Here is a 6,475-nt window from a genome sequence, read left to right on the forward strand (position 1 = left end):
AGTCGGGAATTCTTTCTTGCAGGGTCAGCCAAATCAAAATGACTGTAACTTATTTTAGGATTAACTCTTATTCCCAAATTTTTATTTTTCACTAACGGATAAAATCTTTTTAATTGGGATATTGAATTGAAAATTATTTTGTCTGCAAATTTTTTAAGTTCCAAAATTTCTTCTTTAGGATAAGCGACACTGTAAGCATGAACTTCTTTTCCGAATTTTTCATGGCCGAGTTTTGCTTCATACAAAGCACTGCTTGTTGTCCCGTCCATATATTTTGACATTAAATTAAAAACAGACCATGTCGAAAAACATTTTAAAGCCAAAACAAATTTAGCTCCGCTATGTTGCCTGATATATTTAATTTTTTGTAAATTTTTAAGTAATGCCTTTTCATCAATTAAATAATAAGGTGTTTTTAATTTCATTTTATAAAATCTCTTTTTTTAAAATGTTATTCAGTTTATAAAATATCGTTTTTTATGTCAAGAAAAAAGAGGGTAAATATAATTGAAAAACTATATGGAACAAGCTTGTTTGGCAAGTTTATCGGCAATGTCGTTTTTTCTGTTGCCGGTGTGGCTGTCTATTTTTCTCCAATATATTTCAATACCATTTATTGAAGAAATAAAATTTTTATAATTTTTAGCCAATTCGTTTTTAGGTGTCCATTTACCGTCAGCAAAATATTCTATGCCTATATAGTCATAATTTATTCTTATTTTTTTTATATTATTTTGCAAACACCATTTAAGTACCAGCATAACGGATGTTATTTCTCCGCCGAATTGTCTTGAAGAAGTATCTTCTATGCACATTGAAAATTCTTTAATTTTTTCTTCACCTAAAAATATAACGGCACCGCAACCGGTTCTGTTATTTATAAAAGAACCGTCAACAAATGCTTCGTAAATACCTGTATGCTTGTCATAACTTTTAAAATTATTGGCTTTGTCCCAACAAATATTTATTATGTCCAAATCCTGCTTGTTTTTTATGTTTGAATTGACTAAAGAAAAAGTATTTTTTGACGGCTTGTAATAAACATTTATTTTTCCCAAAGAAATTAATTTGTTTCTTATTGATATTTGAACAAGATAATCTCTAAAACAGGAATCGTCAAAAGTTGCTTTTAATTCGGTTTTATTTATTATTTTTGTAAACTTTTCGGCAAATTCCGAAAGTTCTTTTTTATATAAAGGCATTATTTTATGCTCCATATTTTATGCATTTGAGGAAGTATTCGAACATCTTTTAAATATTTAGCTGCAATATTATAACATTTTATTAATTTTATATTTGTTTTTTTAGAAAAGTCGGACGGCTGTAAAACCAACTTAATATTTTTTGATATTTTACTTACGGTTAAAACAGCTTCGGTAAATTCTTTTTCGGATACATTTTTTGTAATAACAATTTTTGTGAAAACTTTATTTTTGGAATTTTTTAAAAATTGCTCGTGTAAATTTAACAAATTTTTACCGCAAGCCGATTTTAATTTAACATCGGCAGCAATTATATCGCAATATTTATATAATTGTTTGATTTCCTTAAATAGAATCCCGTTTGTTTCAATATAAATTTCAAAATTTTCTTTTTTTAATTTTTTTACAACCGTTTCTAAAAAATCACAATAAAGTAAAGGTTCCCCGCCGGTAAAAGAAACGGATGGCTTTCTGCCGAAAAATTTATTTTTGTTTTTTGAATAAATTTTTACTATGGATTTATAAACATCTTCCGTAGTTAAAAATTTTGTTTTTTGATTTATTTTATCCGAATATTTTGTATCGCAATAATTACATTTTAAATTACATCCGACAAAACGCACAAAAATTTGTCCTATGCCTGCAAATATTCCCTCGCCTTGATATGAAAAAAATATTTCACTTACCGGAGCAATGTTTTTATTTAAGTGCAGGGTCATTTATACCTGCCTCGGCAAAACCTTTTGCCCTTAATTTGCAAGAATCACATTTACCGCAAGGTTTTTTTGTTCCGCTGTAACAACTCCAAGTGTCTTTATAAGGAACATTTAATTTCAAACCTAATTGAATAATTTCTTTTTTAGAAAAATGTTCTATCGGTGCAACTATTTCAATGCCATTATTTAATGCCTTAAAAACCTGTTGCATTGCTTTTAAATATTGCGGTGTACAGTCCGGATAAGAAGAATAATCTACGGCATTTATTCCCAAAAAAATATATTTCGCTTTAATCGTTTCGGCATAAGCCAAAGCATTTGACAAAAATATTGTATTTCTGCCGGGAACATAAGTCGTAGGGATATAACCTTTTTTTATTGTTTTATGGTTAGGTATTTTTTTGTTTTTCCCTATAAGAGATGTTTTATTCCAGTTTAAATCAAGCTTTATAACTTTAAATTTAGCTTTTGCATCCGTTGCAATTTTTTTTGCAATATTAATTTCTTTTCTGTGCCTTTGATTGTAATCAAAAATTATGCAGTAGCAATCAAGCCCTTTTGATAAGGCATAATATAAAACTGTTGTTGAATCCAAACCGCCGGATAATAATATTACGGCTTTCGTTTTCATAATGATATTATCGCAGATGATGTTCTGCTCTCCCAAACTTCAACTTCATGTATTTTGGCAGTTTCTGTTTCGGCAACTTTCATTTTTTCAAAAATAAAAGCAGCTATATTTTCTGCCGTAGGATTTATTTTATCAAAAGGTTCTATTTCATTTAACAACTTATGATCCAAATAGGTCATTATTTGTTTTAAATGTTTTTTCATGTCCGTAAAATCCAAAAGCATTCCGGTTTTATCCAATTTATTACCGCTTACACATACCCTCACTTTCCAATTATGCCCGTGCAAATTTTCACATTTACCTTTATATTGTCTTAAAAAATGAGCAGAAGAAAACCAATCCGTTACAGATAACTTATAATTCATTTTTAATTTATCTCCATTTTTTTAACCGTTTTTATTTCTTTACAAAAGAATTTACTTCCTATTGTTTTAAATTTGTCCGGAGAATCACTTACGTAAAAGGAATATTTTCCGTTACTTTTTGTGTTGTTAAGTAAATTGTTTTTTATTAACAAATCCTTAACTTCATAAGCAACGGCTGTTGCGGAATCTATAATTTTTATTTTATTACCTATATTTTTTTGTATCGATTTTTTTATTAAAGGATAATGTGTACAACCCAAAATTAAAGTATCCACTTTTTTATTTATAATATTTTTCAAATAAAATTTTATAACATCATCGGTAATCGGAGAATTAAACCAACCTTCCTCAACCAACGGAACAAATAAAGGACATGCCTGAGAAAATACTTTTATATTTTTATTTATTTTTTTTATTTCATTTGTATAAGCATTACTTTTAACGGTTCCTTCAGTTCCTATAACGGCAACTTTATTGTTTTTGGTATTTAATACGGCTGTTTTTGAACCTGCTTTGATAACACCGATTATCGGAATTTTAATATTTTTTTTAAGTGCACTTAAACTGAATGCCGAAGCTGTATTACAGGCAACAACAATAAGTTTTACATTGTTTTGTACTAAAAACTTTGAAATTTTAAGTGTAAAATTCGTAACGACATCTTTTGATTTTGAACCGTAAGGAACATGTGCGGTATCACCGAAATAAATAATATTTTCTTTCGGCATCAATTTTGTAACGGCAGACATAACCGTAAGACCGCCGAAACCCGAGTCAAAAATTCCTATTGGGGCATTGTTTTTTTTGTTCATTATATTTTGGTGGAGGTGGCGGGAATTGAACCCGCGTCCGAAAAAGTTTCAGTAAGAATACTACAAGTTTAGCCCGGAAATTTTATCTCGTTTACAAAGCCGTCTCCGGACGGGATTACTTTGTAAACCAGCTCCGTTTAAATTTCACATTGTTTTTACGGAACAACAAAAACAATGCTAACCTGCTCTTGTCGGTCTGTCTTAATAGCAGGTGTCAAAAGCAGACCGTAGCTGACTTAAGCAGCTATAGGCATTGCGCCAAAACCCATAAAGGGTTTGAGCATGCTGTTAGGAACGATTTGTTTGTCGTTTCTTTTTCGGTCGATTTTTACCGAGCCATCGACCAACTCGGACTTGCATTCTACACGTCATTCATTCCCGTCGAACCCAAATCACCCCCGATTGTTTCTTTTGTTTTCAAAAAACCGTTTCATAATTTTAGCACATTCCGAAGATAAAAGTCCACCTTCAAACTCAATTGTATGGTTTAATTTTATTTTTGAAATATCAATTTTACTTTTAACGGCACCGGCTTTTATGTCGGTTGCCCCGAAATAAACTTTTTTTACTCTTGCCCAAACCAATGCACCGACACACATTAAACACGGTTCCAAAGTTACATACATAACGCAATCATTCAGACGATAGTTATCAAGTTTTTTACATGCTTTTCTTATGGCGATAATTTCGGCATGAGCGGAAGTATCTTTGTTTTTAATACTTTTATTATATCCTTTTGCAATAATTTTATTGTCTTTTACTATAACGGCACCTACCGGAACTTCATCAATTGCAAAAGCTTTTTGTGCACATTTAAATGCCTGTTGCATAAAAAAGATATCTTTATTTTTCATTTGGTTCCAAATGCGGAAGCAATAACTCTTTTAAATTTTGAGGTATTCTTGCAGGTTTAAAACTTTTGTTTACCATCGGATGTTTTGTGGAACCGGAAACCAACAACTTATCATTTAATTTTATTTGATATCCGAAAGTAATTGTTACATTTTTTAATTCGATAATTCTTGTTTCAACCGTTATAATATCATCATATTTAGCGGGAGAATGAAAATTGCATTGTGCATTTACAACAGGAAAAAACATTCCTTCTTTTTCCATTTTATCATAGCTGTATCCCAATTTTCTTAAAAGTTCGGTTCTGCCCATTTCAAAAAACACCAAATAATTGGCATGATAAACAACACCCATTTTATCCGTATCTCTGTATGATATTCTTATGTTTATGCTGTCCATATTAATTTCCTTGTTTTAATACATTTAAACAAATATTATAATCAAAAGAAAGGTAAAAAGCAAGAAAATTATGACGGTAATTTTATAATATAATAATTTTGTTTCTGCCTTCTTTTTTTGCTTTATAAAGTGCTTTATCGGCAAGTTCAATTATATTTTTGGCTTTTAATTTGCTGTCATATTTTACTATACCTATGCTTATTGTGACGGAAAATTTCTTATCTTCTTCAATAAAAATTGTTTCTTCTACTTTTTTTCGTATGGTTTCTGCAATATTTAATACAAAATTTTTATCTGATGATGGTATTATAAAAACAAATTCTTCCCCTCCGTACCTTGCTGCCAAATCTTCCGGCATCAATGAATCGGTAAATATTTTTGATACTGTTGATAAAACTTTGTCACCTGCCAAGTGTCCGTAAGTATCATTTATTTTTTTGAAGAAATCCAAATCCGCCATCATAATAAAAAAATCCGTTTTATATCTTCTGCTTCTTTTTATTTCATTTTTCAATCTTTCAATAAAATATCTTCTGATATATAAACCGGTCAAACCGTCTACTCGTGCTTTTTCGTTTAATTGTGTAAATAATTTTATTCTTTTGGATTCCAATATAAGATGAGGAAATAATATTTTAATTTTGTCTAAAAATATATTTACGGCTTTTTTATCTACAACTAAAAATATACAAGATGTCAATTCGTTATCTAAAACTATAGGACACACTATTACGGGATTGTTTTCAACGGAATAGAAATCATCTATAATTTGAACGGTTTGCAATTTGTTTATAAACTGATTGTTTGCTATTATTTCATTCCATTTTTCTTGCATTGTTTGGTTTGAAATACCTGTTATAATCAGTTTGTTTTGTTTGTTCCTTAAAGTAACGATAACATTATAAACTTCATTTAACGGAGCAAAATATTTAACAATTTCTTCCGAACCTGCAATCCCGGTCATTTTTCCGGTTAAGTTTCTTGAAATTGTATATATTTGAATAATGTTTTCTAATTCTTTTTTTAACAAATTACCTTCTTTTTCAACTTTTATTTCTTCTTCTTTTAAGTGTTCTTTTAATTTTTTTAATTCTTTGTTTCTGTATTCCAAAATCTCGTTTTTTTGATAATTGTCTTCGCTGTAAATATAAGAACATGGTATTAATGTTGCAAAAAGAATAATAATTGATATAGTATAAAAACTTGTCCCCAAACCGGTTATTGCCATGAAATAAGCAACAGCAACAAAAAAAATAAAATGGTTTGAAGTTTTTTTTGAAAGGAAAAGTCCAATAGGTGCTAAAGTTAAAATAAAAACATATTTAAATTTTGCATTTAACGGAACAGCAAAAAATATGCTCAGATAACAAATTAGTATTAAAATATTTCTTAAAGTATAATTTATTCTCATTTTTAATTAAAACAGCAAACTTTATTTTTTCCCTCTTTTTTGGCTTTATATAATGCCGTATCAGCTTGTTTTATAATATCATATAAA

Annotated in this window: 8 protein-coding genes, 1 other RNA gene and 1 pseudogene; all 10 read right to left on the minus strand. The window is 29.2% G+C overall.

Annotation, left to right across the window (positions count from 1 at the left end; translation table 11 throughout):
- Positions 1–425 (minus strand): annotated as a pseudogene (locus ACMUOV_RS02860) (carboxynorspermidine decarboxylase); the annotation flags it as partial.
- A gap of 90 nt (positions 426–515) precedes the next feature.
- Positions 516–1,202, minus strand: coding sequence for an RNase H family protein (locus ACMUOV_RS02865; RefSeq protein ID WP_413853543.1), 687 nt, complete (start codon positions 1,200–1,202; stop codon positions 516–518).
- On the minus strand, positions 1,202–1,921 hold the full coding sequence (locus ACMUOV_RS02870) for a 7-carboxy-7-deazaguanine synthase QueE (RefSeq protein ID WP_413853544.1): 720 nt from the start codon (positions 1,919–1,921) through the stop codon (positions 1,202–1,204). The genes ACMUOV_RS02865 and ACMUOV_RS02870 overlap by 1 nt, the downstream gene beginning before the upstream one ends.
- The gene (gene queC / locus ACMUOV_RS02875; RefSeq protein WP_413853545.1) at positions 1,902–2,549 is read right to left on the minus strand and encodes a 7-cyano-7-deazaguanine synthase QueC; all 648 of its coding nucleotides are present in this window, start codon (positions 2,547–2,549) and stop codon (positions 1,902–1,904) included. Before queC ends, ACMUOV_RS02870 begins: the two co-directional genes overlap by 20 nt.
- A complete protein-coding gene (gene queD / locus ACMUOV_RS02880; protein ID WP_413853546.1) occupies positions 2,546–2,914 on the minus strand; it encodes a 6-carboxytetrahydropterin synthase QueD in 369 nt (122 codons plus the stop codon). The genes queC and queD overlap by 4 nt, the downstream gene beginning before the upstream one ends.
- A 2-nt stretch (positions 2,915–2,916) precedes the next feature.
- On the minus strand, positions 2,917–3,726 hold the full coding sequence (gene murI / locus ACMUOV_RS02885; RefSeq protein ID WP_413853547.1) for a glutamate racemase: 810 nt from the start codon (positions 3,724–3,726) through the stop codon (positions 2,917–2,919).
- Positions 3,727–3,733: 7 nt separating this feature from the next.
- Positions 3,734–4,126: a transfer-messenger RNA gene (ssrA, locus tag ACMUOV_RS02890) on the minus strand.
- Positions 4,119–4,580, minus strand: coding sequence for a tRNA adenosine(34) deaminase TadA (tadA, locus tag ACMUOV_RS02895; RefSeq protein WP_413853548.1), 462 nt, complete (start codon positions 4,578–4,580; stop codon positions 4,119–4,121). The genes ssrA and tadA overlap by 8 nt, the downstream gene beginning before the upstream one ends.
- Positions 4,570–4,977 (minus strand): acyl-CoA thioesterase, encoded by a 408-nt coding sequence (locus ACMUOV_RS02900; protein WP_413853549.1) that lies wholly within the window; start codon positions 4,975–4,977, stop codon positions 4,570–4,572. The genes tadA and ACMUOV_RS02900 overlap by 11 nt, the downstream gene beginning before the upstream one ends.
- Before the next feature lie 82 nt (positions 4,978–5,059).
- Positions 5,060–6,388: a GGDEF domain-containing protein gene (locus tag ACMUOV_RS02905; RefSeq protein WP_413853550.1), complete on the minus strand. Its 1,329-nt coding sequence runs from the start codon at positions 6,386–6,388 to the stop codon at positions 5,060–5,062.
- Between the last annotated feature and the right edge of the window lie 87 nt (positions 6,389–6,475).

Source organism: Candidatus Ruminimicrobium bovinum (genome assembly GCF_902760015.1).
GTDB lineage: Bacteria > Elusimicrobiota > Endomicrobiia > Endomicrobiales > Endomicrobiaceae > Ruminimicrobium > Ruminimicrobium bovinum.